Genomic DNA, 26,795 nt, shown 5'->3' on the forward strand with positions numbered 1-26,795 from the left:
CGGTGCGACCCGCGAGGATGGGGCCATGACCCCGTCCGCGCCGGTGACCCGCCTCAGCCAGGTCGCCGCACGCCGGATCGCCCTCGCGGCGCAGGGCTTCGACCGTGCCCGGCCCGCGCCGTGGACGTCCACCTCGCGCCAGGTGCAGCGAGTCATCGACACCGTCGGGGTCGTCCAGATCGACAGCGTCAACGTCGTCTCGCGCAGCCACTACCTGCCGTTCTACTCGCGGCTCGGGCCCTACGACCGCGACCTCGTCGACCGGTCCCGCGACCGGGCGCCGCGCCGGCTCGTCGAGTACTGGGCGCACGAGGCCTCGCTCGTGCCACCGTCGACCTGGCCGCTGCTCACCTTCCGCATGCGCCGGGCCCACGACGAGTCCTGGGGCGGGATGCGGAGCGTCCTGCGCGAGCATCCCGCGCTCGTCGACGCCGTCCTCACGGAGGTCCGCAGGCGCGGCCCGCTCACGAGCCGGGAGCTCGAGGCCGCGCTCGAGCACGACCTGCCGCGCGACCGCGACCAGTGGGGGTGGAACTGGTCCCTCGTCAAGAGCGCCATCGAGCAGCTCTTCTGGGCCGGTGAGGTCAGCTCGGCCGGGCGCACGAGCCAGTTCGAACGCCGGTATGCCGTCCCGTCCCGCGTCCTCCCACCGCACCTTCGCGACGTGGTCGAGTCGATCGAGGCCCCGCTGCCGGACGACGAGGCGTTCCTCGAGCTGACCCGGATCGCCGCCCGGGCGATGGGAGTCGGCACCGCCCAGTGCCTGCGCGACTACTTCAGGCTCAAGCCCGAGCAGGCCCGGCCGGCGATCGACGCGCTCGTCGAGTCGGGCGAGCTCGTGCCGGTGGTCATCGACGGATGGAAGCGCCCGGCATACCTGCACCGTGACGCGCGGCGACCACGTCGGATCGTCGCGCGAGCACTGCTGTCACCGTTCGACTCCCTCATCTGGCAGCGCGACCGGACCGCGGCGCTGTTCGGCTTCGGCTACCGCCTCGAGATCTACACGCCCGAGGCGAAGCGGGTGCACGGCTACTACGTCCTGCCGTTCCTGCTCGGCGAGGACCTCGTCGGGCGGGTCGACCTCAAGGCCGACCGGGCGGGTTCGCGGCTGCTCGTGCGCCGACTCACGTGGGAGGCGGGGCGCGGCGGCGCCGAGGACTCGCGGGAGCTGCACGAGGAGCTCGCGCTCATGGCCGACTGGCTCGGCCTCGTCGCCGTCGAGGTCACCGCGCTCAGCGCCTGAGCAGCTCCCAGTGGTCGGCCGGGCCGACGGAGCCGTCCGGGGCGGTCGCCTCGGCCTCGTGCCCCCAGCGGGTGAACCCGACCGACTCGAGGACCGCGTTGCTCGCCACGTTGTCCGAGGCCGTCTCGGCGAGCAGGCGACGCAGTCCCAGCCCGCCCTGCTCGTGGGGAGCGAAGGCGTGGCCGACGGCAAGGCGGGCCGCTGTGCGGGCGGCGCCGCGGCCGCGGGCGCGCGGGTGGAGGAAGTAGCCGAGCTCGGCGGTGTCGCCCTCGGCGATCGCCCCGGAGTGGACGAAGACGAGGGCCTCGCCCAGCGCCTCGTCGGTCGCGGCGTCGGCGATGCACCAGTTGACGCTCGACCCGCGCGCCATGAAGAGGCGCCGGCGGGTGAGCCAGGCGTCCCAGGAGTCGACGGTGGGGATCGCACGCGACGGCAGGAAGTGCGGCGGGTGGTCGGGTGCCTCCACCGACGCGACGTCGTCGTCGCGCCACTCGCGCAGGCGGACCCCGTCGGCCTCGAGGACCGGCGGGACGAGCCACGCCGCCCTCGGCTCGGCGGGGTCGTCGCGCCCGATCGAGGCGAACCACGCGTCGACGAGGTGCCCCTCGCCGTGGGTGACGTGCTCGGGGAGGGTGGTGACGAACTCGTAGCCGGCGGCGCGGGCGACCGCCCACGACGCGAAGTTGCCCTTCTCGGCGTACCAGTCGACCCGGCGGCCGCCCCGGTCGAACCACCACTGGTCGACGAGCCGCAGGGCCCGGGCCATGAGACCCCGCCCGCGCCCGTCCGGGTGGAGGCCGTAGCCGATCTCCGCGCGCCCACCGGCCCGGAGCCGGAGGTCGATGGTCCCGAGGAATCGGTGCGCGTCGTCGGCGACCTCCTCGAGGGCCCACAGTCGGTCGCCGTCCCCGTCGGCCTGGTCCCAGCCGGCCGCGATGGCGGTGAGCCACTCCTTCGCCATGTCGGCCGTGTAGTCGCGCGGAACCTGCGTCCAGCGCACGCTCGCCGGGTCGAGGCACTGCTCGACGATGCGGTCCACGTCGGCGGGGGAGTGCGGGGGAAGGCGCACCACGCCGTCGGTGAGGTGGGGGACGGAGTCGGGGAACGGCATACGGCATGTCATCACGGATGGCGGCGGGCCCGGAAACGATTACGCGTGGCGTCGCGTTGGAGTGGGGTGGAGAGCCGCGTCAGGTACGGCTCCCTGCCGCGGCTCGACTACCCTGTACGGGTCTCGTCGACGTCATCGGCCGAGATCGAACGCGCCCGTTGCAACGAGGAGTCCAACCCGTGGTGAAGATCGTCGAGAAGCTGCTGCGTGCCGGTGAAGGCCGGACGATCAAGAAGCTCGAGAACATCGCCGACCAGGTGAACGCCATCGAGGAGGACTTCGCCGCGATGAGCGACGAGGAGCTCCGCGGCATGACGGACGAGTTCCGGACGCGCCTCGCCGACGGTGAGGCCCTCGCCGACGTCCTCCCCGAGGCCTTCGCGGCGGTGCGCGAGGCGGGCAAGCGCACCCTCGGCAAGCGCCACTTCGACGTCCAGATCATGGGTGGCGCGGCGCTGCACATGGGCAACGTCGCCGAGATGAAGACCGGTGAGGGCAAGACGCTCGTCGCGACCCTGCCGTCCTACCTCAACGCCATCGAGGGCAAGGGCGTGCACGTCGTCACGGTCAACGACTACCTCGCCGAGTACCAGGCCGAGCTCATGGGTCGCGTCCACCGCGCCCTCGGTCTCGAGACGGGCTGCATCCTCGCCAACATGACGCCGGACCAGCGGCGCGAGCAGTACGCCAAGGACATCACCTACGGCACGAACAACGAGTTCGGCTTCGACTACCTGCGCGACAACATGGCGTGGTCGACGGAGGAGCTGGTCCAGCGCGGCCACAACTTCGCGATCGTCGACGAGGTCGACTCGATCCTCATCGACGAGGCGCGCACGCCGCTCATCATCTCCGGCCCGGCCGACCAGCCGACGAAGTGGTACGCCGAGTTCGCCAAGGCGGTCATGCACCTCGAGCGCGGTGAGGGTGCCGACCAGATGCGCGGCATCCCGAGCCGGGGCGACTACGAGGTCGACGAGAAGAAGAAGACCGTCGGCGTCCTCGAGCCGGGCATCGAGAAGATCGAGGACTACCTCGGCATCGACAACCTCTACGAGTCCTCCAACACCCCGCTCATCGGCTACCTCAACAACGCGCTCAAGGCCAAGGAGCTCTTCACCCGCGACAAGGACTACGTCGTCATGGAGGGCGAGGTCCTCATCGTCGACGAGCACACCGGTCGCATCCTCAAGGGCCGCCGCTACAACGAGGGTATGCACCAGGCCATCGAGGCCAAGGAGGGCGTGACGATCCAGAACGAGAACCAGACGCTCGCGACGATCACGCTGCAGAACTACTTCCGCATGTACGACACCCTCTCGGGCATGACCGGTACGGCCATGACGGAGGCCGCCGAGCTCAACTCGATCTACGGCCTCGGCGTCGTCCCGATCCGCACCAACCGCCCGATGATCCGCAAGGACCAGGCCGACCTCGTCTACCGGACCGAGGAGGCCAAGTACACCGCCGTCGTCGACGACATCGCCGAGCGCCACGAGAAGGGCCAGCCGGTCCTCGTCGGCACCGTCAGCGTCGAGAAGAGCGAGCACCTCTCCGAGCAGCTGCGCCGCCGCGGTATCCGGCACGCCGTCCTCAACGCCAAGCACCACGAGCGCGAGGCCGCGATCGTCGCCGACGCCGGCCTCAAGGGCGCCGTCACGGTCGCGACGAACATGGCCGGTCGAGGCACCGACATCATGCTCGGTGGCAACCCCGAGTTCATGGCCGTCGCGGCGCTCAAGGCTCGCGGGCTGGACCCCGTCGAGACGCCTGACGAGTACGAGGCGGCGTGGGACGCGGCCCTCGACGCGGCCGAGGCGAAGGTGGCCACCGAGCACGAGGAGGTCACCGACCTCGGTGGTCTCTACGTCCTGGGCACCGAGCGCCACGAGTCGCGGCGCATCGACAACCAGCTGCGTGGTCGCTCCGGCCGTCAGGGTGACCCCGGCGAGTCGCGCTTCTACCTGTCCCTCCAGGACAACCTCATGCGGCTGTTCAACGCGGGCATGGTCGACCGGGTCATGAGCTCGACCGGCATGGAGGACGACCAGCCCATCGAGTCCAAGATGGTGTCGCGCTCCATCGCCTCGGCCCAGAGCCAGGTCGAAGCGCAGAACTTCGAGATCCGCAAGAACGTTCTCAAGTACGACGACGTCCTCAACCGCCAGCGCACCGTCATCTACGACGAGCGTCGCCGCGTCCTCGAGGGTGAGGACCTCCACGAGCAGATGCGCTTCTTCGTCACCGACGTCATCGGTGGCTACGTCGACGCCGAGACGGCCGGGGGCTTCGCCGAGGACTGGGACCTCGACCGCCTGTGGACCGCGCTGCGCGCGCTCTACCCGGTGTCGCTGACGCAGGATCAGGTCGTCGAGGCGGCCGGTGGTCGCTCCGGCCTCGACTCCGACACGCTCAAGGAGGAGCTGCTCTCGGACGCCCACCACGCCTACGACGCCCGCGAGGAGCTGCTCGGCACCGAGGTCATGCGTGAGGTGGAGCGTCGCGTCATGCTGTCGGTGCTGGACCGCAAGTGGCGCGAGCACCTCTACGAGATGGACTACCTCCAGGAGGGCATCGGTCTGCGGGCCATGGCCCAGCGCGACCCGCTCGTCGAGTACCAGCGCGAGGGCTTCCAGCTCTGGCAGGCGATGAACGAGTCGGTGAAGGAGGAGGCCGTCGGTCTCGTCTTCCACGTCGACGTCCAGGTCGACCAGCCCGCGCCCGAGGTGGCCGCCGCCCCGCAGCACGTCTCGGACATGTTCGGTGGGCTCGCGGGCTCGGACGTCTCCCCGGAGGCCGTTGCGGCCGTTGCGGCCGGCGAGGACCACGACCACGAGCACGACCACGAGCACGCCCCGCGGGTCGAGGTGGCCGGGGTCGGCATCGAGCGACCGCGCCAGCCGGCGCAGCTGCACTACACCGCGCCGTCCGAGACCGGCGAGGTCGTCGAGCGCGACGTCGCCGGGGACGGCAGCAGCGGCGGGGCCGGCGGCCTCACCGCCGAGCAGCTCGCGCGGACACCGAAGAACGCGGCGTGCCCCTGTGGCTCGGGCAAGAAGTTCAAGATGTGCCACGGCGCCAAGGCCTGACCCTTCGGCTCCACCCTCGACTGCGCGTTCCATCCACGGCCCTCATCGCCGGGACGGGACGCGCAGCCGGTTGCGGCGTCGCCCGGTGCGGCGTCAGCCGATCTGGAGGGCCTCGACCCGCCACCGGCCGTCCTGGCCCGCGAGGCGCAGGGCCATCGCCCGCACCCGCACGCCCTCGCTGACGACGACGCTGCACTCGGCGACGCCGTCGGCCGGCTCGCTCACGTGGACCGTCCGGACCACGGCGCGCCGCGCCGCTGACCGCGTCCCCGCCGCACGGCGACGGGCGGCGAGGGCCCCGCGACGGGCGATGACGGCATACACCGGGGGAGTGGTCCACCGCAGGACCTGCGGGGCGGGACGCAGGCCCGACATCACCTCGATGATCGCCTGGGCGATCTGCCCGGCCCACGGGCCCGGCTCGGGCAGGTCCGCGCGGGTGGTGCTCTGCGGGCCGAACACCTGCTCGTCGCTGGCCATCGCGAGGTCGAGGGCCAGCGCGTCCTGGACGTATGCCGGGTGGCCCCGCTCGTCCTCCGACCTCCGCAGGGCCTCGGCGAGGGGGACGGCCGCGGGGCGGTGGCTCACCGGCGGCTGGATGGTCACCGGATGCAGGTGGGACGGGACGGTGCGGCTCACCGGAGGTCGGCTCCGGCGTGCTCGGGGCCGGGGACGCGCAGGACCTGCCCGGGGAGGATGAGGTCGGGGTCCGGGCCGACCCGGTCGCGGTTGAGCGCGAACCATCGTCGCCAGGAGCGGTCGATCTCGGCGGCGCTCGCGTCGGTGCCGAGGTGGCGGGCGGCGATCGACCAGAGCGAGTCGCCGCGGTGCACGACGACCTCGTCCTCGGTGGGGGCCGCGCCGCGGGCACCGAGGAGGCCGGGGTCCGCCTGCGGGCGGACGCGGGGAGCGGCGGGGGTGAAGCCCGGCGCGGGCGGCGGCGTCGCGGCGGACGAGGCGGCGGGCGCGGGGGCGGGCGCCGACGCGACTGCTGACGCAGCCGGGGTGGCGGCGGCGCGGAAGGCCGGGTCCGGGGCGGGCTGGTCGCCCGGCTGGCCCGCCACGACGGTGCGGGTGGGGGAGCCGGTCGCCACGGCCTGGGCGGGGCCACCCAGGACGCCGACCCCGACGCCGAGGGCGAAGCCCACCGCCCTCCGGGCCAGCCCCGGCGTGACCCGACGCGACCACCGGCCGGCGGCTCGGCCGCAGCGGCCCGGGAGGCGGGTGGCGAGCTCGAGGACCACGCCGCACAGGAGCCACGCCGCGATCCCTGCCGCGAGGCTTGCGGCCGTGAGGGCAACCACCTCGTCGGCGGCGGCCGGGCCCGGGGCCTGCACCCGCTCCCAGGCGGACGTCCAGGCGAGGGCGAGGAGGCGTCCGCCCCCGAGCACGCCCAGCACGAGGAGCACTCCTCGGGCGACACGCCTGTGCGACCTGCCTTTGGTGTCGTTTGATGCTGTTTGCATGTGTTTGACGATATTCCTCGATCCACGACGGCGCAAGAGGCATCGTGAGTCGAGGGGAGCCCTAGGCTCCCGGCATGCGGTGGGACCAGCTCTTCGACGACCTCGAGGCGCAGCTCGGAGCCCAGGAACGGCGCGAGCGCGACTCCGAGGTGGCCGACCGGACTCGCCGTGAACGCGCCACCGTGGCGCTCGCCGCCCGGTTCGCGGCGGCCCTGGGCAGCGTCCTGCGCCTGCGGCTCGTGACCGGTGCGCAGGTCCGCGGGGAGCTGCTCGACCTCGGCGAGGACTGGCTGCTCGTCCGCACCGAGTCCGGTGGGGAAGCGGTCGTGCCGGTGCACGCCGTGGCTGGTGTCACCGGGCTGCCGACCCGGGCCTCACCCACCCGGACCGCACGCCGGTTCGCCCTCGGCTACGCCCTGCGGGGCCTCTCCCGCGACCGGGCGCAGGTGGCGGTCACCGATGCGGGCGGGCGCACCCTCACCGGGACCATCGACGGCGTCGGGGCGGACTTCCTCGACCTCACCGAGCACGCACTGGGGGAGAGCCGGCGCGAGGAGAACGTCACCGGACGGCACACGGTGCCGTTCAGCGCGCTCGTGCTCGTCGAGTCGCGGTGACGGTCAGTCGTCGCCCTGGGACCGGACGAACTTCCGGGTCTCGGTGTACATGCGCTGGATGTACTCCTCGAGGACGGTCGTCTCGACCCGCCACTGGCCGCGTCCCCCGACCTTGATGGCCGGCAGGTCACCGGACCGCACCAACGCGTAGGCCTGCGCCGAGGAGATGTCGAGGATCTCGGACACCTCGGTGAGCGGGATGAACCGCTTGGCCACGGGCGGGCTCCTCTCGTCGGCTGCGACGGCCAGTCTGCCACGCGGTCCGGCCGGGCTCGTGGCGCTCGTCCACAGCACCGACCCGCGGGCGGCGCCGTCCACAGGTCCCCTGATGCGCTGGGCGCGTCGCGCCGTCCTGCGCCACAATCTCAGGAAGGGGAGGTGTCGCGACCCCCCGTCCAGCCTCCTCACGACCCGGAGCCTCGCCGATGTCCGACCTGTCCACGCCCGCCGCGCAGCGACTGCGCCGGCCGTCGTGGCGCGACAGCCGCCTGCTCGTCGGGGTGCTCCTCGTGCTCGCGTCGACCGCCGTCGGCGCCTGGGTCATGAGCCGCGCCGACGACCGCGTGCCGATGTATGCCGCGAGGTCCGGTCTCGTGCCCGGCCAGCCGCTGTCGGCGCAGGACGTCGTGCGGGTGGACGTGCTGCTCGGCGACACGGCCGCCGACTACGTGAGCGCGGAGCAGGACGTGGCGCCGAACCTCTTCATCCTCCGGGAGGTGCGCGCGGGTGAGCTCATCCCGCGCACCGCTCTCGGCACCCGCGAGCGGGCGACGAACCAGCCCGTCGCGCTGCAGGTCGACGCCACCTCGGCGTCGACGCTGCGCGCGGGCTCGGTCGTCGACGTCTACGTGAACCGCCCCGTCGAGCCGGCCACCGGCCCGGCAGGAGCGGCAGGTGCAGCGGGTCCGGTCGGGTCCCACCCGCTCGCCGGCCCAGAGCTTGCCCTCGAGGGCGTCACGGTCCTGGGGCTCTCCGAGGACGACACCGTCATGGGCGGACGGGGGGACACTCGAGCCGTCCAGGTCATGGTGCCCAAGGACAAGGTGCAGGGACTCGTCGGCGACGTCGACCTGGGCGCGAGGATCACCCTCGTCGCCGTCCCCGGCGCCGTGTCGCAGAAGGCGTCATGACCGCCGCCGTCATCACCGGGGTGTCCCACCACCACGAGCAGCAGCTCGTCTCGCTGCTCGAGAGCGCCGACGCGGTCGTGGTCGTGCGGCGGTGCGCCGACGTCGCCGAGCTGCTGTCCACCGGAGCCGCGGGGGTGGCCGACGTCGCCGTCGTCTCGGCGGACTTCCGCGGGTTGGACCGTGACGCGCTACGGCACCTGGCCGGCCACGGGGTGCGCGTCGCCGGCCTCGTCGGCAGCGGCGACGAGGCGGCCGAGGCCCGGCTGCTCCAGCTGGGCGTGCGCACCCTGGTCCGGCCGACCGACGACCCGGTCGACCTCGCCGCGACGCTCGTCGACCTGGCCGAGGGACGGGGTGGGCCGCTTCCGCTTCGGGGCGCAGGTGCGGGCGTCGGCGCCGGCGTGAGCGCAGGTCACGCGACGGTGACCGACGACGAGCTCACGCGCTGGCTCGACGGACCCGCGCGCCGCCACGCCTCCGACGGCGGCCCATCCGAGGCGGACGGCGGTGCGGAGAACGATGCGGTGGAGGACGACCTGCCGGCGCGGGCCCTCGTCACCGCGGTGTGGGGACCGACCGGCGCCCCGGGGCGGACGACGATCGCCGTGGCCCTGGCATCCCACCTCGCGGGCCGGGGCGTCCGCACGCTGCTCGTCGACCTCGACACGTGGGGCGCGAGCGTCGCCCAGTACCTCGCCCTCATCGACGAGGCTCCCGGGGTGGCGGCGGCCGCGCGAGCCTCGGAGCAGGGGACGCTCGACGTGGCCGCCCTGTCCCGCGTGGCACCCGAGGTGACGTCACGGCTCCGGGTACTGACCGGCATACCCACGCCGTCGCGGTGGCCCGAGCTCCGGACCGGGGCGGTCGAGGACATCCTCGAGCAGGCCCGCGGCCTCGTCGACCACGTCGTCGTCGACTGCGGGTTCGCCCTCGAGGACGACGAGGAGCTCAGCTACGACACGGCGGCGCCGCGCCGCAACGCGACGACCCTGACCGCGCTCGAGCGCAGCGACTCGCTGGTCGCCGTCGGCGCCGCCGACCCCATCGGCCTCCAGCGGCTCGTCCGAGCCGTGCAGGACGTCGGGGTCGTCCCCTCGCCCGTGCCGACCGTCGTCGTCAACAAGGTGCGCGCCTCGGCGACCGGACCGAGGCCCGAGCACGCGCTCGCCGACGTGCTCTCCCGCTTCGCCGGGCTCGAGGACCCGATCTTCGTCCCGTGGGCCCCGGAGGACTGCGACGCGGCGCTCCTCGCCGGCCGCAGCCTCGTCGAGCAGGCGCCGACCGCGCCCGTGACCGCGGCCGTAGCCCGGATCGCCGAGTCGGTCCGGCCCGGCCTGGCCCCCACCGGTCGGGCCGCTCGACGCGGCCGGCGAGCGCGGTGGCGACGGGGGTCACACCGGTCCGCCTGAGCGCGGGCCCGGGCCTTTCCGTGCCCGGCACGGCGGTGTGCACCCGTCTGACACGATGGGCACGTGGCCGACCGGATGAGCACCCTCGACAGCAGCTTCCTCGCGCTCGAGGAGCCGTCCACGCCGATGCACGTGGGCTCGGTCATGGTCTTCGACGCTCCGGACGAGGGGTTCGACTACGACCGGCTCGTCGGCATCATCGCGCGCCGCATCGCCTACGTCCCGCGCTACCGGCAGCGCGTCCGCACCGTCCCCGGCCGACTCGCGAACCCGGTGTGGATCGACGACGAGCGGTTCGACGTGACCTACCACGTGCGTCGCTCGGCGCTGCCCCGCCCCGGGGGCGACGAGCAGCTCGAGGAGCTCATCGCGCGGATCCAGCCGCGACCCCTCGACCGCAGCCGCCCCCTATGGGAGGTCTACCTCGTCGAGGGGCTCGCCGACGACCGGTTCGCGATCATCACCAAGACCCACCAGGCCCTCGTCGACGGGGTCAACGCCGTCGACATCGCCCACCTCATCCTCGAGGACTCCGAGAACCCCGGGTCGCAGAGCGTCGCCGACACGTGGCGCCCGAGCCGCGAACCGTCGCAGACCGAGCTCATCGTCAGCGCCCTTGCCGACACGGTGCGCGCGCCCGGCCAGCTCGTCGAGACGGTCCAGTCGGGGATCACCGACGTCAAGGCGACCGCCGGGCGGGTGCTCGGCGTCGCCGGCGAGGTCGTCTCCGCGGTGGCCCGGGCGTCGGCGAGCCCGGCACCCACGTCGCCGCTCAACGCCCGCGTCGGGCGGGCCCGGCGCTACGTCATGGTCGGCACCGACCTCGACGACTACAAGAAGGTGCGCTCGCGCCTCACCCAGGGCGCCTTCGCCGACGACGTCAGCATCAACGACGTCATCCTCGCCACGATCACCGGCGCGTTCCGCACCTGGCTGATGATGCGCGGCGAGAGCGTTCACGGCGCGACGACGATCCGGGCCATGGTCCCGGTGAGCGTGCACGACGTCGAGAGCGAGCTGTCCGCGGGCCGGCACCTCACGGCCTGCTTCGTCGACCTGCCGGTCGGCGAGTCCGGGGCATCGATGCGCCTGCACCAGATCGCGTTCGCCATGCGCCAGCAGATGGAGGCGGGCAGCGCCGTCGGCGCCGACACCCTCGTCGGGCTCGGCGGGTTCGCGCCGCCGACGATGCACACCCTTGCCGCCCGGCTCGGCGGCGCGGTCTCGCGACGGCTGTTCAACGTCGCCATCACCAATGTGCCCGGCCCGCAGCACCCGCTCTTCGTCGCCGGCGCGCAGATGGCCTCGACCTACCCCGTCATGCCGCTCGGGGTGTCCAAGGCGCTGTCGATCGGGCTGACGTCCTACGACGGCGGGGTCTACTACGGGCTCTACGCCGACCGCGACGCCCTGCCGGACGTCGACGTCCTCGGGCAGTCGATCGTCGACTCGTTGCAGGAGCTGCTCGAGGCTCCTCGTTCCCGGACCCGCTGAGAGGACCTGCCGTGCCGATGGTTCGTGTCTACGTTCCTCTCGACCCTGCCGCCCTCGAGGGTCTGCGCCGGCGCGGTGAGGTCGGCCCCGTCCCGGTCAGCGCGCACGCTGCCCTCGACATCGCGGCCCGCACGTCGGGCAAGGACGACGAGGATCGCGAGTACGCCGCCTGGTGGGCCGCCGCAGCCGACGCTGCCGACCGTGCCCCCGACGGGGGTCGGCGCGTCGTGGCCTCCGCCGACGTCGACACCGCCGTGGTCCGCCGCGAGGACGAGGACTCCACCGCCGTCGAGCTCGACGTCGTCGTCGCGCTGTCGCGGATCGCCTCGTTCCACATCGACGAGCAGCCGGGCGGCGAGACGGCCGACCTCCTCTGGTACGACGTCACCGAGCTGGACGATGTCATCGCCCTCGCCGCCCGCCCCACCCCCTAACCCTCCGCCCCACCCCCTCACCGCCCGCCCCCCGGCTTCCCTAGCGTCCGCAAAGGTGGTCGGGATCGCGACCAGGGTCACGGACGCTAGCAAGCCGGAGCTCCCCAGCGTCCGCCCGGCCTCTCCAGCGTCCGCAAAGGTGATCGGGATCGCGACCAAGGTTGCGGACGCTAGCAAGCCGGGGGCCTCAGCGTCCGCCCGGCCTCCCCAGCGTCCGCAAAGGTGATCGGGATCGCGACCAGGGTTGCGGACGCTAGCAAGCCGGGGGCGCGAGGGCGTGCCGGGGGGCGTGGGAGCATGGGGGCGAACCCGCCACCCACGGAATCGAGGAAGACACCGATGGACGCTGTGACCCACGTCCCCGCCCCCACCAACGAGCCCGTCCGCGACTACGCGCCGGGCAGCCCGGAGCGCGCTGCTCTGGAGGTGGCGCTCGTCGAGGTCGGCGGGACCCGCTGGGACCTTCCCCACACCATCGGGGGAGTGCGCGTCGAGGGTCGTGGCACCAAGATCACGGTGCGCCAGCCGCACGCGCACACCAAGGTCCTCGGCACCCTGCGTGACGCCACCAAGGCCGACGCCACCGCCGCGGTCGACGCCGCCACCGCCGCCGCCCCCGCGTGGCGCGACATGTCCTTCGACGACCGCGCCGCGATCCTGCTCAAGGCGGCCGACCTGCTCGCCGGCCCGTACCGCGCCAAGGTCAACGCAGCGACGATGCTCGGACAGAGCAAGACGGCATACCAGGCCGAGATCGACGCGGCCTGCGAGCTCATCGACTTCTGGCGCTTCAACGTCCACTTCGCCCGCCAGATCCTCGAGGAGCAGCCCCCGGCGAACTCCCCGGGCATCTGGAACCGCACCGACTACCGCTCGCTCGAGGGCTTCGTCTACGCGATCACGCCGTTCAACTTCACGGCGATCGCGGGCAACCTCCCGACCGCCCCGGCCCTCATGGGCAACACCGTCGTGTGGAAGCCGTCGCACAGCCAACAGCTCGCGGCCCAGTTCCTCCTCGAGATCCTCGAGGAGGCCGGCATGCCGCCGGGCGTCATCAACCTCGTCGCCGGCCACGGCACCGAGGTCTCCGACGTCGTGCTGGGCCACCCGGAGTTCGCCGGCCTGCACTTCACCGGGTCGACGCGGGTCTTCCAGCAGCTGTGGCAGCGGATCGGCGCGAACCTCACGACCTACCGCCACTACCCGCGCATCGTCGGCGAGACCGGCGGCAAGGACTTCATCCTCGCCCACCCCAGCGCCGACCCCGACGTCGTCCGCACAGCGATGATCCGCGGCGCGTTCGAGTACCAGGGCCAGAAGTGCTCGGCCGCCTCACGCGCGTTCATCCCCCGGAGCATCTGGAAGGTCATTCGAAAGGATCTGCACGACCTGACCGAGGGGTTGACGATGGGCGAGGTCACCGACCTGTCCAACTTCATGGGCGCGGTCATCGACGACCGGGCGTTCGCCAAGCACAAGGCCGCCATCGACCGGGCCAAGGCGACGAGCGGCATCGACGTCGTCGCCGGCGGCAGGTACGACGACTCCGAGGGCTACTTCGTCCGGCCGACGATCATGGTCGGCCAGGATCCGCACGACGAGATCTTCACGACCGAGTACTTCGGCCCGCTGCTCTCGGTGCACGTCTACCCGGACCGCCAGTTCGGCAAGGTCATGGACACCATCGACTCGGCCTCGGCCTACGCCCTCACCGGCTCGATCATCGCCCAGGACAGGGCGGCCGTCGCCGAGGCGAGCCATCGGCTGCGCTTCGCGGCGGGGAACTTCTACGTCAACGACAAGCCGACCGGCGCCGTCGTCGGCCAGCAGCCGTTCGGTGGCGGGCGCGCGTCGGGCACCAACGACAAGGCGGGTTCGGCCCAGAACCTCCTGCGCTGGACGAGCCCCCGCTCGATCAAGGAGACGTTCGTGCCGCCGAAGCAGCACGCCTACCCCCACATGGGCTGACCGCAACACCCAAACAGTCGGGACGTCAGCCGACCCGGCGTGAACGCTGGGCGCCATCAGTCGGGTCGTCAGCCGACCCGGCGATGCAGCAGGGTCGTCTCGGTGTGGGCAGCGGCGAGGAGCGGCTCGGCGGCGGCCTTCTCGAGCCTGCCGCCGATGAGCGGGACGCCGGCCCGGAGGTCGGCGTCCACCTCGTGCACGCTCCCGGCAGCGGTGGGGGAGAGGCGGATCGTCCCCTTGAGCGTCATCGGCGCGCCCTTGACGTGGAGGTTGAGGTCGGCCACCCGCGACCCGTCCGCAGCGGCCGGCGCCCACGTCTGGACCTCGACGACCGTCAGCGACTCGCCGACGAAGCCGCGGGCGATGTCGGGCAGCCCGTCGGTCGGCAGGACCCGCTCGGTCGTGATCGTCGTGCGGTCGGCCACCGTCACCACGTCGGCCTTCCACGTCCCGGTCGTCGTCGCGTCGCACTTCGCGTCCTGGAACTCCGGCTCGCACATCACGGCGAACACCGCCTCGGGGGCGGCGGGGTACTCGGCTCGGTGGGTGAACTTCACCAGTGGCTCCTCACGTGGTCGGACCCCCGATCCTGCCACCGCGCGGCCTCACCCGAGCCGCAGCGCCGCCGCGAGGACCTCGAGGTCCTGTCGTGCCTGCGCGAGCCGGGCCAGCAGCCGGTCGCGGCGTCGCCGGTGCTGGACGGCGACGGCGTCGAGCTCGGCCTGCAGGGCACCCGCCTGCGCGTCGCGCTCGCTCGCGGTGCGCGGGTCGGCCTCGCCGGTCACCCCCCACGCCGGGCGCACCCGGCCCTCGGCGACGACCAGGCCGAGCGCCGCAGCGGCGTCGACCACCGCGCGGGCCCGCGCCTGGAGCTCGCTCAGCTCCGCGGCATACGCCTGGAGCGCCTCGCCCACCTGCTCGGTCTGGTACCCGACGTCGGCGAGCGCGGCCATCGCCCGGCGACCCTCCTTGCGCGTGCGCACCGAGGTCGACGTCGTCCAGACCTCCCCCAGGGAGGCGTATGCCGTCGTGCCGCGTCCCTGCACCACGGCGAGCTCGCGCGCCACCCGGCGCGCCGTGGCCCCGGCCGCGGCCAGGGAGGCGGGGTCCCCGGGGACGGGGTGCCTCATCGCCGCGCCGTCCTGACAGGTCCGGCGCCCGCGACCGGGCGGCGGGCGACGGACCGGGCGATGGTCGAGCAATGGTGCGTCACGACCTCGTCGACGGCCCGGAGCACGTCGGCGACCTGGTCGACCCAGGCGTCGACGGAGCGCTGCGGGTCGGGCTCGCCCATGACGACGAGGCAGGACAGCAGGTCGTCCTCGGCCCCGGCGAGGCCCGGTCCGACCTTCCCGAGATCGGCGCCCACCGCGGTGAGCCCCTCGGTGTCCACCGGCCGTCGCACGTCGTCACTCTAGTGCTCACCCGCCACACCTCCGGCCCCTCGTCCACAGGCCCACGAGGGTGGGTAGTCTCGGTGCAGGACACAGTGACGTGTCCCGCCGAGGCCATCGGCGACGCCGCGACGCAAGGATCTGCAGCGCACCATGACGGAGTCATCGGTCCAGCCCCGATCGGCCACGCTCGACGCCATCGGCACGGCGTTCGCCGCCCTCGACCCACGGCCCGACGGGGCGGTCGTCGTGGGCCGCTACTTCCGGCACGTTCCCGACGAGGAGCTCAGCGCGCGACCGCCGCGGACCCTCGCCGGCGCGGTGAAGTCGCACCTCGAGTTGGCCCAGTCGCGCCCGCCGGGCCAGGCGGCCGTGCGCGTGTTCAACCCGACGACCGACACCGACGGGTGGTCGAGCGCCCGCACCGTCATCCAGGTCGTCACCGACGACATGCCCTTTCTCGTCGACTCCGTCACCGGGGCCATCGTCCAGCGAGACCTCGACATCCACCTCGTCGTCCACCCGCAGCTGCGCGTGCGCCGCGACGCGTCGGGCGAGTTGGTCGAGACGTGCGACGAGGACTCGGGCGGGCCGGGGGCCGAGGCGCCGGACGTGTTCTCGGAGTCGTGGATCCTCCTGACGATCGACCGCGTGGGCGACGAAGCCGCCCGTGACGAGCTCGCGACCGCCCTCGAGGACGTCCTCACCGACGTGCGGGGAGCCGTCACCGACTGGCCGACGATGCGCACCCGCTGCCTCGTCATCGCCGCCGAGCTCGAGGGCGCCCCGCCGCGCGGGGTCGACAAGGACGAGGTCACGCAGGCGATCGCCTTCCTGCGCTGGATGGCCGACAACCACTTCACCTTCCTCGGCTACCGCGAGTACGCGCTCGAGGAGACCCCGGAGGGTGACGTCATCCGGCCGCTCGGCGGCACCGGTCTCGGCGTCCTCCGTCAGGACCCGCCGGCGGACAAGAAGCTGACCCCGCTCTCGCCGCAGTCCAGCCGGAAGGCGCGCGAGCAGGGGGTGCTCGTCCTCACCAAGGCGAACTCGCTCTCGACCGTGCACCGGCCGGCATACCTCGACTACGTCGGCATCCGCACCTACACCGCCGACGGGACCACGCTGGGGGAGCGGCGCTTCCTCGGGCTCTACGCCTCCACCGCCTACACCGAGTCCGTGCTGCGGCTCCCCGTCGTCGCCGAGAAGGTCAAGGCCGTCGTCGACCGCTCGGGACTGGCGCCCGACTCGCACACGGGCAAGGACCTCGTCGAGGTTCTCGAGACCTACCCCCGCGACGAGCTCATCCAGGCCTCGCCCGACCAGCTCTTCGAGACGGCGATGGCCGTGGCCCAGCTCCAGGAGCGCCGCCGCACCAAGCTCTTCCTGCGCGAGGACGACTTCGGTCGCTTCGTCTCCTGCCTGGTCTACATCCCGCGCGACCGCTACAACACCGGCGTGCGGACCCGGATGGCCGCCATCCTCAAGGACGCGTTCGGTGGCGAGAGCGTCGAGTTCACCGCCCGGGTGAGCGAGCGGGCGCTGTCGCGGCTGCAGTTCGTCGTGCGGGTCCCCGTGGGGGAGCGGGTCCGTCACCTCGACGAGGAGCAGCGCTCCGACCTCGAGCGCCGGCTCGTCGAGGTGAGCCGCACCTGGGCGGACCGGCTCGGCGACGGGCTGCGCGACCGGCTCGGCGAGGTCGAGGGCGACCGGCTGCTCGACCGCTTCGGGCGCGGCTTCCCGACGAGCTACGAGGAGACGTTCTCGGTCGTCCAGGGCGTCGCGGACCTCCAGCACCTCGACCGCCTCGGCGACGGGCGGCGCACGAGCGTCGCGCTCTACCGGCCCAGCGACTCACCCGAGAACATCCGACGGTTCAAGCTGTTCCGCGTCGACCCGCTCTCGCTCACCGACATCCTCCCGATCTTCACGGACATGGGGGTGGAGGTCGTCGACGAGCAGCCCTACGAGGTGACGCGCTCCGACGGCGTCCTGCTGCACGTCTACGACTTCGGGATGCGGGTCCAGGACCCCGAGATCTGGTCGCGGGTCGCGCACGAGGAGCTGCGTGACCTCTTCGAGAGCGCCGTCCTCGCCGTCTGGGACGGACGCGCCGAGTCCGATGGCTTCAACCAGCTCGTGCTGGCCGCCCGGCTGACCTGGCGCCAGGTCGTCATCCTGCGCACGGTCGCGAAGTACCTCCGCCAGACCCAGGCCACCTTCAGCCAGTCCTACTTCGAGGACGCCCTCGTCTCGAACCCGGCCATCGCCGCCGACCTCGTCGCCTTCTTCGAGGCGCGCTTCGACCCCGACCGCCAGGGCGACGTCGAGGCCCGGGCCGCCGAGGAGGGCGAGATCGCCGAGCGGGTCACCGGCGCTCTCGACGACGTCAGCTCGCTCGACGAGGACCGCATCATCCGGTCCTTCCTCGCCGTCATGCGCGGCACGCTGCGCACGAACTTCTTCCAGGTCGCGTCTGGCGGGCAGGGTGCGGAGGCACCGCAGGGCGCGGAGGCCGGGCAGGCCGTGGCGGCCGCACCCAAGCCCTACGTCTCGCTCAAGCTCGACCCCACGGTCATCCCCGACCTCCCGGCCCCGCGGCCGGCCTTCGAGATCTGGGTCTACAGCCCCCAGGTCGAGGGCGTGCACCTGCGCTTCGGCTCGGTCGCGCGCGGAGGCCTGCGGTGGAGCGACCGCCGCGAGGACTTCCGCACCGAGATCCTCGGGCTGGTCAAGGCCCAGATGGTCAAGAACGCCGTCATCGTCCCCACCGGCTCCAAGGGCGGCTTCTACGCGAAGAAGCTGCCGGACCCGACGGTGTCGCGCGAGGCCTGGCTGGAGGCGGGGAAGTCCGCCTACCGCACCTTCATCTCCGCGCTGCTCGACGTCACCGACAACCGCGACGGCACCGACATCGTGCCGCCCGAGCGGGTCGTGCGGCACGACGGCGACGACTCCTACCTCGTCGTCGCCGCGGACAAGGGCACGGCGACCTTCTCGGACATCGCCAACGGCGTCGCGCAGTCGTACGGCTTCTGGCTCGACGACGCGTTCGCCTCCGGTGGCTCGGCCGGCTACGACCACAAGGCCATGGGCATCACGGCCCGCGGTGCGTGGGAGTCGGTCAAGCGGCACTTCCGCGAGATGGGCGTCGACTCGCAGTCCGAGGACTTCACCGTCGTCGGCGTCGGCGACATGAGCGGCGACGTCTTCGGCAACGGCATGCTGCTCTCCGAGCACATCCGCCTCGTCGCCGCGTTCGACCACCGCCACGTCTTCATCGACCCCGATCCGGTTGCGGCGCAGTCGTTCCCGGAGCGCAAGAGGCTCTTCGAGCTGCCGCGCTCGTCGTGGGACGACTACGACAGGTCGCTGATCTCCGAGGGTGGCGGCGTGTTCTCGCGCTCCCTGAAGTCCATCGAGATCACGCCCCAGATGCGGGCGGCCCTGGGCCTCGCCGACGACGTCGCGACCATGACCCCCACCGAGCTGATCCACGCGGTGCTGCTCGCCGAGGTCGACCTGCTGTGGAACGGCGGGATCGGCACCTACGTCAAGGCGGCGTCCGAGGACCACCTCTCGATCGGCGACCGCGCCAACGACGCCATCCGCGTGGACGGCAAACAGCTGCGGGTCAAGGTCGTCGGTGAGGGCGGCAACCTCGGCCTCTCCCAGCTCGGCCGCATCGAGGCCGCGCTGTCCGGGGTCCGGGTCAACACCGACGCCATCGACAACAGTGCCGGCGTCGACACATCCGACCACGAGGTCAACATCAAGATCCTCCTCGGCGACGTCGTGCGCCGTGGCGACCTCACCACCGAGGAGCGCAACACGCTGCTCGCCTCGATGACCGACGACGTGGCCGAGCACGTGCTGCGCGACAACTACGAGCAGAACGTCCTCCTCGGCAACGCGCGCGCCCAGGAGCTGTCCATGGTGCCCGTGCACGTGCGGCTCATGCGCTGGCTCGAGAAGCGCGGTGAGCTCGACCGCTCGCTCGAGTTCCTCCCGAGCGACGCCGAGATCGCCAAGCGGGTGTCGGAGGGCGTGGGCCTGAAGTCGCCGGAGTTCTCCGTGCTCGTCGCCTACGCCAAGCTGGCGCTCAAGAAGGACATCCTCGACAGCGACCTCCCGGACGACCCGTACTTCGCGGCGACCCTGGCCGACTACTTCCCGCAGGCGCTGCGCGAGACGTATGCCGCCGAGCTCGGCCGCCACCCGCTCAAGCGCGAGATCATCACCAACTCGGTCGTCAACTCGATGGTCAACCGGGGTGGCATCACCTTCGTCTTCCGGACCCAGGAGGAGGCGGCCGGCAGCCCCGAGCAGGTGGCGCGGGCCTTCATCGTGGCCCGCGAGGTCTTCGGCCTGCGTGCCTACGTCGAGCGGGTCGAAGGGCTCGACAACGTCCTGCCGACGGCCGTGCAGACCAGGCTCTACCTCGAGTTCCGCCGGCTGCTCGACCGGTCGGTCCGGTGGCTGCTCGCCGCGCGGCCCGGGACCCTCGACATCACCACCGAGGTGACGCGACTCGGCCCCGTGGTGGCCGAGCTCGCGCCACGGATCCCCGACCTCCTTCAGGGCAGCGAGCGCGATCGCGTCGTCAGCCAGACGACGGGCTGGGAGGACGACGGGGTCCCCGCGGACCTCGCCGCGCGGGCTGCGACCCTGCTCGACAGCTACTCGTTGCTCGACGTCGTCGAGATCGCGTCCGACCTCGACCGCACCCCGGGTGACGTGGCCGAGGTGTACTTCAAGATGTCGGAGCGCTTCGGGATCGACGGGATGCTCAACCGCGTGGCGCAGCTCGCGCGCGACGACCGGTGGGACGCGCTCGCCCGTGGCGCCCTGCGCGACGACCTGTATGCCGTCCTCGAGGCCTACACCCGCAACGCCTTCGAGGTCGAGGACGACCTCGATGGTGACGGCACGGTCAGCGCCGACGAGCGGATCGAGGGGTGGTGCCGGTCGAACAAGGACGGCGTCGCGCGAGCCGAGAGCCAGCTCACCGGCATCCTCGGGCTCGAGAAGCCGACGATCGCGGCCCTGTCGGTCGCGCTCCGCTCGCTGCGCTCGGTGGTCCGCACGGGGAGCTGACCGGGGCAGGACCTAGGCTCGGCGCGTGAGCACCCTCGCCGACTCCCTCCGGTCCTCCACGACACTCGAGGACCACGAGATCGAGTGGGTGCACCTCGTCGTCGGGGACTGGCAGCTCATCGCCGACCTGTCATTCGCCGACCTCGTGCTCTGGGTCCCCTCGGGCCTCGACGGCTGGCGGGCGGTGGCGCACGTGCGCCCCAACACCGGCCCGATGGTCTTCTACGACGACGTCGTGGGGCGCAGCTCCGGCAGCGGGCGCGACCCGATGCTCTCAGAGGCCTTCCGGCACCAGCGGATCGTCGACGGTCGCGAGCCGGAGCGCCAGGACGAGATGGCGGTACGGGAGCGGGCGGTCCCGGTCGTGCGCCAGGGGCGTTCGCTCGCGGTGATGACCCAGCACACCAACGTCCTGGGCGGCCGCACCCCGAGCCGTCTCGAGCTGACCTACCGCCTGCTCGCCGGGTCGCTCACCCGGATGATCGCGGCGGGGGAGTTCCCCAGCCCGTCCGCGCCGACGGGCGCCCGCCGCGGCGCGCCCAGGGTCGGTGACGGGGTCGTCCACCTCGACGTCGAGGGCGCCGTGCTCTACGCGAGTCCCAACGCCATCAGTGCCATCCACCGCCTGGGGCACCGCGGCGACGTCATCGGCGAGGTCCTCGCGACGGTGGTCGCCGACCTGCTGCAGACCTCCGGCTCCACGGTCGACGAGTCCCTGGCGGTCGTCACCACCGGCCGCGCCCCGTGGTGGACCGAGGTGTCGACGCTGTCGGCCAGCGTGACCATGCGTGCCATCCCGCTCACCGATGGAGGTCAGCGCGACGGGGCGATGCTCCTCCTGCGAGACGTGTCCGAGCTGCGGCGACGCGAGCAGGAGCTCATCACCAAGGACGCGACGATCCGCGAGATCCACCACCGGGTGAAGAACAACCTCCAGACGGTGGCCGCGCTGCTGCGGCTCCAGTCCCGCCGACTGCCCGACGAGGCCGCGCGCAACGCGCTCGACGAGGCGGTGCGTCGGGTCGGGACGATCGCGCTCGTCCACGAGACCCTCAGCCAGGGCATCGACGAGACGGTCGACTTCGACGAGATCGCGGTGCGGGGTCTGCGGGCCGTCGTCGACGTCGCGGTCACGGAGCACCCGGTCGAGTCCACCGTCAGGGGGAAGTTCGGACGCATGCGGGCCGAGGACGCCACCTCGCTCGCGATGATCGTCTCGGAGATCGTGCAGAACGCGGTCGAGCACGGGCTCACCGCCGGCGGCACGGTCACGGTGGAGGTCGAGCGGGCCGAGGTCGAGCCCGGTGTCGAGGGGCTCACCGTCTCGATCACCGACGACGGCACCGGGCTGCCGGCGGGCTTCCGGCCGGTCCGGGCCGGGCTCGGGACGCGGATCGTCACCTCGCTCGTCCAGGACCTGCAGGGCCGGATCCGCTGGGAGCCGGCGACGCCGCGGGGGACCCGGGTCGAGTTCACCGCCCGGCTCCGCCCGCTCTCACGCTGACCACGGACGGCCGGGCACACAAGTACGGCCTCGCCGCAATGGCGAGGCCGTCGAGCTGTCGTGCGTTGGGTCAGCCGGCGCGTCGGGCGCGGGCGTTGCGTCGCTTGAGCGCGCGGCGCTCGTCCTCGGAGAGCCCGCCCCAGACACCGGCGTCCTGTCCGGACTCCAATGCCCACTTGAGGCAGGTGTCGACGACGTCGCAGCGGCGGCAGACGGCCTTGGCCTCCTCGATCTGCATGATCGCCGGGCCGGTGTTCCCAATCGGGAAGAACAGCTCGGGGTCCTCATCGAGGCAGGCAGCGCGGTCGCGCCAATCCATGGGTGGTGCTCCTGTCAGTGGAGTTCAGGTGGGCTGGCCGCTTGCGGGGGTGGGCAAGGACCGGGAGAGCTTGCGTCCTTGCAAACCACATCGGACGTGACACACAGACGTCCGATCCTTCAGTCTAGACCCCCGGACCCAATTAAGCACGGGTTGAGCGGTGGGAGTTCGTGGGCCCCGCCGGGGGGTGACCCGAGGGCGCACGTCCCGGCCGACCGGGGGTCCCGCACCGTCAACGTCCCACGTCACGAGGGTGTTCCGCCACCCCGACAGCGTGCTCCCGCTCCGGGCCCGGGTGTCCGGGCAGGGACGACGCGAGCGACCTGGACCTCGACGTGGCGCCGGCCGCTGACCCACAGGGCCCTCCCGGGGACCGCTGCCACCCCGCGCGGCGCGCGGATCCCGAAGGGCTCGCCGTCGCTCGGTACCCGCGGCCCGAGCAGGACACCGCGCTGGGCCCGAGCCACGTCCGGCACCACGCCGCGGAACCGGGTGGCCACCGCCGGAGGCGTCGTGGCCACCACGAGCGCACCGCCGTCGCGGTCGACCAGAGCCGCGATCTCGTGCAGGACGGGCTCGACCGGCGTCCCCTCGAGACGTTCGGCGTCGTCGACGAGGACGACGAGGTCGGGGTGGGCGCGGCGGGCGTCGACGAGGGCCCGGGGCTCCCACGGGTCGACGACGACCGCGCCCTCCACGGTGGCGCCGACGAGACCGCCCGCGGACTCGACCACCGCGACCGTCCGCCCGGCGTCGGCGGCGGACACCCCGAGGGTGGCCAGGGCGGTCGACCGCCCTGATCCGGCGTGACCGGCCACGAGGATGCGACGTCCCAGCTCGAGGTCGACGGACGCGACGCCCCCGGTCTCGGCCGACACCCCGACGACGAGGAGCGAGGGCCGGCTGCCGCCCGAGCTGCGGTGCTCGCGCAGGAGGGCGTGGAGGTCGACGTGCGTGGGCAGGCGCGGCACCGCGAGAGGCGGTGGGGCCCCGGGGTCGGGCGGTGCGGCCTCGGCCACCGGGTCCCGCCGGGCGAACTGCACCTCGAGCCGGTCACTCAGCCGGACCGCCCTGCCGGGCGCGCGGCTGGAGGGGAGGTCGCGAGGTGACAGGCCGGCATACGTCGCGTCCGAGGGGTCGGACAGCGGGAGGAGGAAGGTCTCGCCGGCGACGGAGCCCACCCGGCCGGTGAGCAGGCTGCGGTCGCCGGTGACGACGGCGCGCAGCGTGCCGCCGCTCGACCGGAGCAGGTCGAGCAGCTCGTCGCGCAGGCCCCCGGCGTCGAGGTCCCCGTCGGGCTCGAGCCGGTCCCACCCGTCGACGAGCAGCACGGTGGTCCGCCCGCAGCCGGTGGTCGTGGGCTCGCCGAGCCGACGCAGCCGGGCCAGGAGCCGGCGCACGCGCGAGACGTCGTCCGCAGCGACGACTGCTCCGACGTGGGGCAGCGACTCGAGGTCCGCGAGCTCACCACTGGTGTCGATGGCGTGGACGTGGGCGCCACAACCGGGGACGGCGACGTACGAGGCGAGCACGGTGCGCAGGCACGCGGTGCGTCCCGACCGTGGCCCGCCCGCCATGAGCCAGTGACCGCTCGTGCCGAGGTGGACGAGGGAGTGCTGGCGCTGCTCACCCGGCACGTCGACGAGCCCGACGCCGTGGGCACCCACGGCATCCCCACCGATCGACTCGGGAAGCGGTGGGAGCCACGGCCGGTGAGGCGCGCGAAAGCCAGTGAGCCGCAACGCCTCCCGTGCCCCTTCCGCGATCGCAGCGAGGGCATCCGGGGCCCCGCTGCCCCCGTCGGCACCGTCGGTCGCCGGGCCGGGCGACACCGCGACCCCGGTGCGAGTGCCGTGCGCGTCGACGACCTCCAGTCGGATCGCAGTTGCCTCGGCGCCCTGCCCGACGCGGGCGGCCTGGAACTCGACGAGGTCGCCGTCGCCCCCGCGGGCGAAGCCACGCCCCGGGCGGTCGACCGGGACGTGCGCCGCGTCGGGGGCGTCGATGACGTCGGTGGAGTCGGCGACGTCCCGCACGCGCATCGCGATCCGGAGGTTGACGTTGGCCTGGATGTCGGCGGTCACCGCGCCGGCCGGCCGCTGGGTCGCCAGGACGAGGTGCACCCCGAGGGAGCGCCCCACCGCGGCGAGGGAGACGACGCCGTCGACGAAGTCCGGCAGCTCGTCGGCGAGCTGGCGGAACTCGTCGATGACGATGACGAGACGGGCCAGCCCGCCCACACCGCGGCGGTGGTCGTCGAAGTCGCGGGCCCCCGACGCAGCGAGCAGGCGCTCGCGTCGGGTGATCTCGGCCCGGAGGCTGGTGAGGGCCCGCCGCGACAGTCCCTCGTCGAGGTTGGTCACCAGCCCGACCGTGTGCGGGAGCCCGGCGCAGCCGCCGAACGCCGCCCCGCCCTTGTAGTCGATGAGCACGAAGGTCAGGTCGGCCGGTGAGCACTCCAGAGCCAGGGAGGTGACGAGGGTGCGGAGCAGCTCGGACTTCCCCGACCCGGTGGTCCCGCCGACGAGCACGTGCGGTCCGTCGGAGGCGAGGTCGACCACCCAGTCGTCTCCGGCCACCCGGCCGAGGTGCGCGACCGGTCGACCGGTGCCCTCCCGCCAGTGCGTCGCCAACGTCGGCGCCGTCGGGGCGATCGGCGAGCCCACCCACGGCAGGAGGTCCAGCAGGTCGACCGTGACGGGGACCCGGTCGGCATCGCCGGACGCGTCGACGAGCGGCGCCAGCGAGCGAGCGAGCCGCTCACCCCACCACCACTTCACCCGGTCGGGGGTGAAGGTCGTCACTGGGTCGGCACCGTCGACGTCGAGTCGCGCCGATCCCTCGCGCCCGCCCCGTCCGAGGTCGAGGACGGCGCCGCAGGACGCGGGGAGGCCGCCAGCCGTCCGGGCACCCGCGAGGCACCACACGCCGAGGTCGCGACCTCGCTCGAGCAGGTCGACGAGTTCACCACAGCTGAGGCCGCTCGCGCCGAGGTCGCCCCCGTCGGGAACGACGACGAGGACGGGCGCGGGGTCGCGTGGGGTTCCTCGTGCGCGGGCGACCTCGCGCGTGGTGACGACGCGGCGCAGCGCGTCGAGACACGTCTCCCACGACCCGTGTGCCGTCATGTGCGGCAGCCAGCGTGCCCACCGGAGCGCCCCACCGGTGCGGTCCTCGGACGCGGACGGCGACGCCGTCGCGGACGCCGTCGCCGGGGCCGCGCCGGCCGCGGCGGCCGCGCTCACGACCACGAGCCGGAGGTCGCGAGGGGAGTGCAGGGTCGCCACCTGTCCGAGGACGTGGGCGAGGACCTCCTCGACGTCGGCGAGGGGACCGGCCACGCCGAGCCCCCGCACCGCGCCCAGGTCCACCTCGACCGGGAGGTCTCCGAGCGTGGTGTGCTCGACGCTGCCCGTGGACGTCACCCACCTGGTGCGCGAGGGCAGGGTGCCGACACCGAGGCGGACCCTGCCGACGTCCGGACCGCCGGGTCGGCGCTCCCAGATCCGGGTGCCCGGACCGGTCGCGACGGCGAGCACCGTGGCCGGGTCCGGGGCGTCGCGCCACCGCTCCTCGCGTTCGAGGCCGTGCCACGTCGCGAGCTCGGCCCGCCGCTGCCGCAGCTCCTTGCCGTGGAGGGCGAGCGCGCGGGTGTGCTCACGCCGCCCGCCCCACCGGTCGCCGACGACGGTGCCGACGAGCATGAGCGGGGAGAGCAGGGCGAAGGCGAGCAGCTGCGGGCCGAAGAGGACCGCGAGCAGCCCTGCGAAGGGCAGGGGGAGGGCGGCGGCCACCCACGGGACCCGGCCACGGTGCGGTGGCGTCGGCGGAGTCGGTGCGGTGACCGTGGCGCGGACCTCCGGTGTCCTGGCGCGCGGTGAGCGGTTGACGGCGACCCGCCCGTCGCCGCGCACGCGGGTCGGGGCAGTCGTCCCCGACCCGCGCACAAGGCGCAGCAACGAGTCGCCGACCGCGATGAGGCCCGACCCGTCCACGTCGGTCCACCCGCCGGGCTCGAGCACCACCCCCCCGCAGCGGGTGCCGTTGGTCGAGAAGAGGTCGGCGACGCGGACGCCGTGGTCGATGGGCCGGACGAGGACGTGCCGACGGCTGAGGCGGCGGTCCGCGAGGCTGAGCCCCGAGCCGGCTCCCCGTCCCACGACGACGCCGTCGGACGCGACCGGGACGCGTCGCCCGGCGTCCGGCCCGGCCACGACGACGAGGTCCACGGGCGCCGTCACCGCGGCGGATCGGGACCCGCCCTCACCGACCACCAGCGTCGCGCCGTGCACCAGGGGCGGCACCCCGACGCGGGCCTCGGCGACCACGACGACCCCGCCGCACGACGCGACCAGCGGCGCCAGCGGCGAGACGTCGAGCAGCTTCTCCACCAGGGGGCCGAGGTCCGCCCAGGTCGACCCGGGCGGAGCGGTGACGCGGACGTCGACCCCGCTCGCCCGTCGTCGTGGGAGGCGCAGGGTGAGGTCCAGCTCGATCGGGCAGGGCATGACCGGCAC

The 26,795-nt window shown here is 73.2% G+C and carries 19 protein-coding genes; 10 read left to right on the forward strand and 9 right to left on the reverse strand.

Features of this window, described 5'->3' with window-relative positions:
- Window positions 1–25 precede the first annotated feature (25 nt).
- Complete coding sequence (locus tag AC3EU2_RS13020; protein WP_488176724.1) at window positions 26–1,246, forward strand: winged helix-turn-helix domain-containing protein; 1,221 nt, start codon at window positions 26–28, stop codon at window positions 1,244–1,246.
- On the opposite strand, the gene AC3EU2_RS13025 is transcribed toward AC3EU2_RS13020, so the two are convergent.
- Window positions 1,236–2,357, reverse strand: a complete 1,122-nt coding sequence (locus AC3EU2_RS13025; protein WP_488176725.1) for a GNAT family N-acetyltransferase — start codon at window positions 2,355–2,357, stop codon at window positions 1,236–1,238. The two genes, AC3EU2_RS13020 and AC3EU2_RS13025, sit on opposite strands and share 11 nt — an antisense overlap.
- Window positions 2,358–2,536: 179 nt before the next feature.
- Between AC3EU2_RS13025 and secA the strand changes: the two genes are divergently transcribed.
- On the forward strand, window positions 2,537–5,446 hold the full coding sequence (gene secA, locus AC3EU2_RS13030; protein WP_488176726.1) for a preprotein translocase subunit SecA: 2,910 nt from the start codon (window positions 2,537–2,539) through the stop codon (window positions 5,444–5,446).
- Window positions 5,447–5,539: 93 nt separating this feature from the next.
- On the opposite strand, the gene AC3EU2_RS13035 is transcribed toward secA, so the two are convergent.
- Window positions 5,540–6,085, reverse strand: a complete 546-nt coding sequence (locus AC3EU2_RS13035) for an Rv3235 family protein (protein ID WP_488176727.1) — start codon at window positions 6,083–6,085, stop codon at window positions 5,540–5,542.
- A complete protein-coding gene (locus AC3EU2_RS13040; RefSeq protein ID WP_488176728.1) occupies window positions 6,082–6,846 on the reverse strand; it encodes a LysM peptidoglycan-binding domain-containing protein in 765 nt (254 codons plus the stop codon). Before AC3EU2_RS13040 ends, AC3EU2_RS13035 begins: the two co-directional genes overlap by 4 nt.
- A gap of 140 nt (window positions 6,847–6,986) precedes the next feature.
- On the opposite strand from AC3EU2_RS13040, the gene AC3EU2_RS13045 reads away from it, so the two are divergent.
- Complete coding sequence (locus tag AC3EU2_RS13045) at window positions 6,987–7,529, forward strand: hypothetical protein (RefSeq protein WP_488176729.1); 543 nt, start codon at window positions 6,987–6,989, stop codon at window positions 7,527–7,529.
- A 3-nt stretch (window positions 7,530–7,532) separates the two neighbouring features.
- Here AC3EU2_RS13045 and AC3EU2_RS13050 read toward each other — a convergent pair whose 3' ends face one another.
- Window positions 7,533–7,745 (reverse strand): helix-turn-helix domain-containing protein, encoded by a 213-nt coding sequence (locus AC3EU2_RS13050; protein WP_488176730.1) that lies wholly within the window; start codon window positions 7,743–7,745, stop codon window positions 7,533–7,535.
- Between the two features lie 209 nt (window positions 7,746–7,954).
- On the opposite strand from AC3EU2_RS13050, the gene AC3EU2_RS13055 reads away from it, so the two are divergent.
- From AC3EU2_RS13055 to pruA, 5 genes are all read left to right on the forward strand, one after another.
- The gene (locus AC3EU2_RS13055; RefSeq protein ID WP_488176731.1) at window positions 7,955–8,659 is read left to right on the forward strand and encodes a hypothetical protein; all 705 of its coding nucleotides are present in this window, start codon (window positions 7,955–7,957) and stop codon (window positions 8,657–8,659) included.
- Window positions 8,656–10,068, forward strand: coding sequence for a CpaE/TadZ family protein (locus AC3EU2_RS13060; RefSeq protein WP_488176732.1), 1,413 nt, complete (start codon window positions 8,656–8,658; stop codon window positions 10,066–10,068). The genes AC3EU2_RS13055 and AC3EU2_RS13060 overlap by 4 nt, the downstream gene beginning before the upstream one ends.
- Window positions 10,069–10,131: 63 nt before the next feature.
- Window positions 10,132–11,562, forward strand: coding sequence for a WS/DGAT/MGAT family O-acyltransferase (locus AC3EU2_RS13065; RefSeq protein ID WP_488176733.1), 1,431 nt, complete (start codon window positions 10,132–10,134; stop codon window positions 11,560–11,562).
- 17 nt (window positions 11,563–11,579) lie between these two features.
- Window positions 11,580–11,996 carry a DUF6912 family protein gene (locus AC3EU2_RS13070; RefSeq protein ID WP_488179489.1) on the forward strand — a complete coding sequence of 139 codons (417 nt, stop codon included), beginning with the start codon at window positions 11,580–11,582 and terminating at the stop codon, window positions 11,994–11,996.
- A 339-nt stretch (window positions 11,997–12,335) separates the two neighbouring features.
- Window positions 12,336–13,964: an L-glutamate gamma-semialdehyde dehydrogenase gene (gene pruA / locus AC3EU2_RS13075; RefSeq protein ID WP_488176734.1), complete on the forward strand. Its 1,629-nt coding sequence runs from the start codon at window positions 12,336–12,338 to the stop codon at window positions 13,962–13,964.
- A gap of 68 nt (window positions 13,965–14,032) precedes the next feature.
- On the opposite strand, the gene AC3EU2_RS13080 is transcribed toward pruA, so the two are convergent.
- Genes AC3EU2_RS13080 through AC3EU2_RS13090 form a run of 3 tightly spaced genes read right to left on the reverse strand, consistent with a single transcriptional unit; the run spans window position 14,033 to window position 15,369 of the window.
- Entirely contained in the window at window positions 14,033–14,521 is a 489-nt protein-coding gene (locus AC3EU2_RS13080) for a DUF2505 domain-containing protein (RefSeq protein WP_488176735.1), read from the reverse strand.
- A 48-nt stretch (window positions 14,522–14,569) separates the two neighbouring features.
- Window positions 14,570–15,094, reverse strand: coding sequence for a hypothetical protein (locus AC3EU2_RS13085; RefSeq protein WP_488176736.1), 525 nt, complete (start codon window positions 15,092–15,094; stop codon window positions 14,570–14,572).
- Window positions 15,091–15,369: a hypothetical protein gene (locus tag AC3EU2_RS13090; RefSeq protein ID WP_488176737.1), complete on the reverse strand. Its 279-nt coding sequence runs from the start codon at window positions 15,367–15,369 to the stop codon at window positions 15,091–15,093. Before AC3EU2_RS13090 ends, AC3EU2_RS13085 begins: the two co-directional genes overlap by 4 nt.
- 142 nt (window positions 15,370–15,511) lie before the next feature.
- Here AC3EU2_RS13090 and AC3EU2_RS13095 point away from each other — a divergent pair, with 142 nt between their 5' ends.
- Both AC3EU2_RS13095 and AC3EU2_RS13100 read left to right on the forward strand, forming a co-directional pair.
- On the forward strand, window positions 15,512–20,455 hold the full coding sequence (locus AC3EU2_RS13095) for an NAD-glutamate dehydrogenase (RefSeq protein WP_488176738.1): 4,944 nt from the start codon (window positions 15,512–15,514) through the stop codon (window positions 20,453–20,455).
- Between the two features lie 25 nt (window positions 20,456–20,480).
- A complete protein-coding gene (locus tag AC3EU2_RS13100) occupies window positions 20,481–21,959 on the forward strand; it encodes a sensor histidine kinase (RefSeq protein ID WP_488176739.1) in 1,479 nt (492 codons plus the stop codon).
- 70 nt (window positions 21,960–22,029) lie between these two features.
- Here the strand turns inward: AC3EU2_RS13100 and AC3EU2_RS13105 are convergent, their stop codons facing one another.
- Window positions 22,030–22,278: a WhiB family transcriptional regulator gene (locus tag AC3EU2_RS13105; protein WP_035938865.1), complete on the reverse strand. Its 249-nt coding sequence runs from the start codon at window positions 22,276–22,278 to the stop codon at window positions 22,030–22,032.
- A gap of 245 nt (window positions 22,279–22,523) precedes the next feature.
- Window positions 22,524–26,786: an FtsK/SpoIIIE domain-containing protein gene (locus AC3EU2_RS13110; protein ID WP_488176740.1), complete on the reverse strand. Its 4,263-nt coding sequence runs from the start codon at window positions 26,784–26,786 to the stop codon at window positions 22,524–22,526.
- Window positions 26,787–26,795 lie beyond the last annotated feature (9 nt).

Source organism: Knoellia sp. B-D-2 (genome assembly GCF_057714695.1).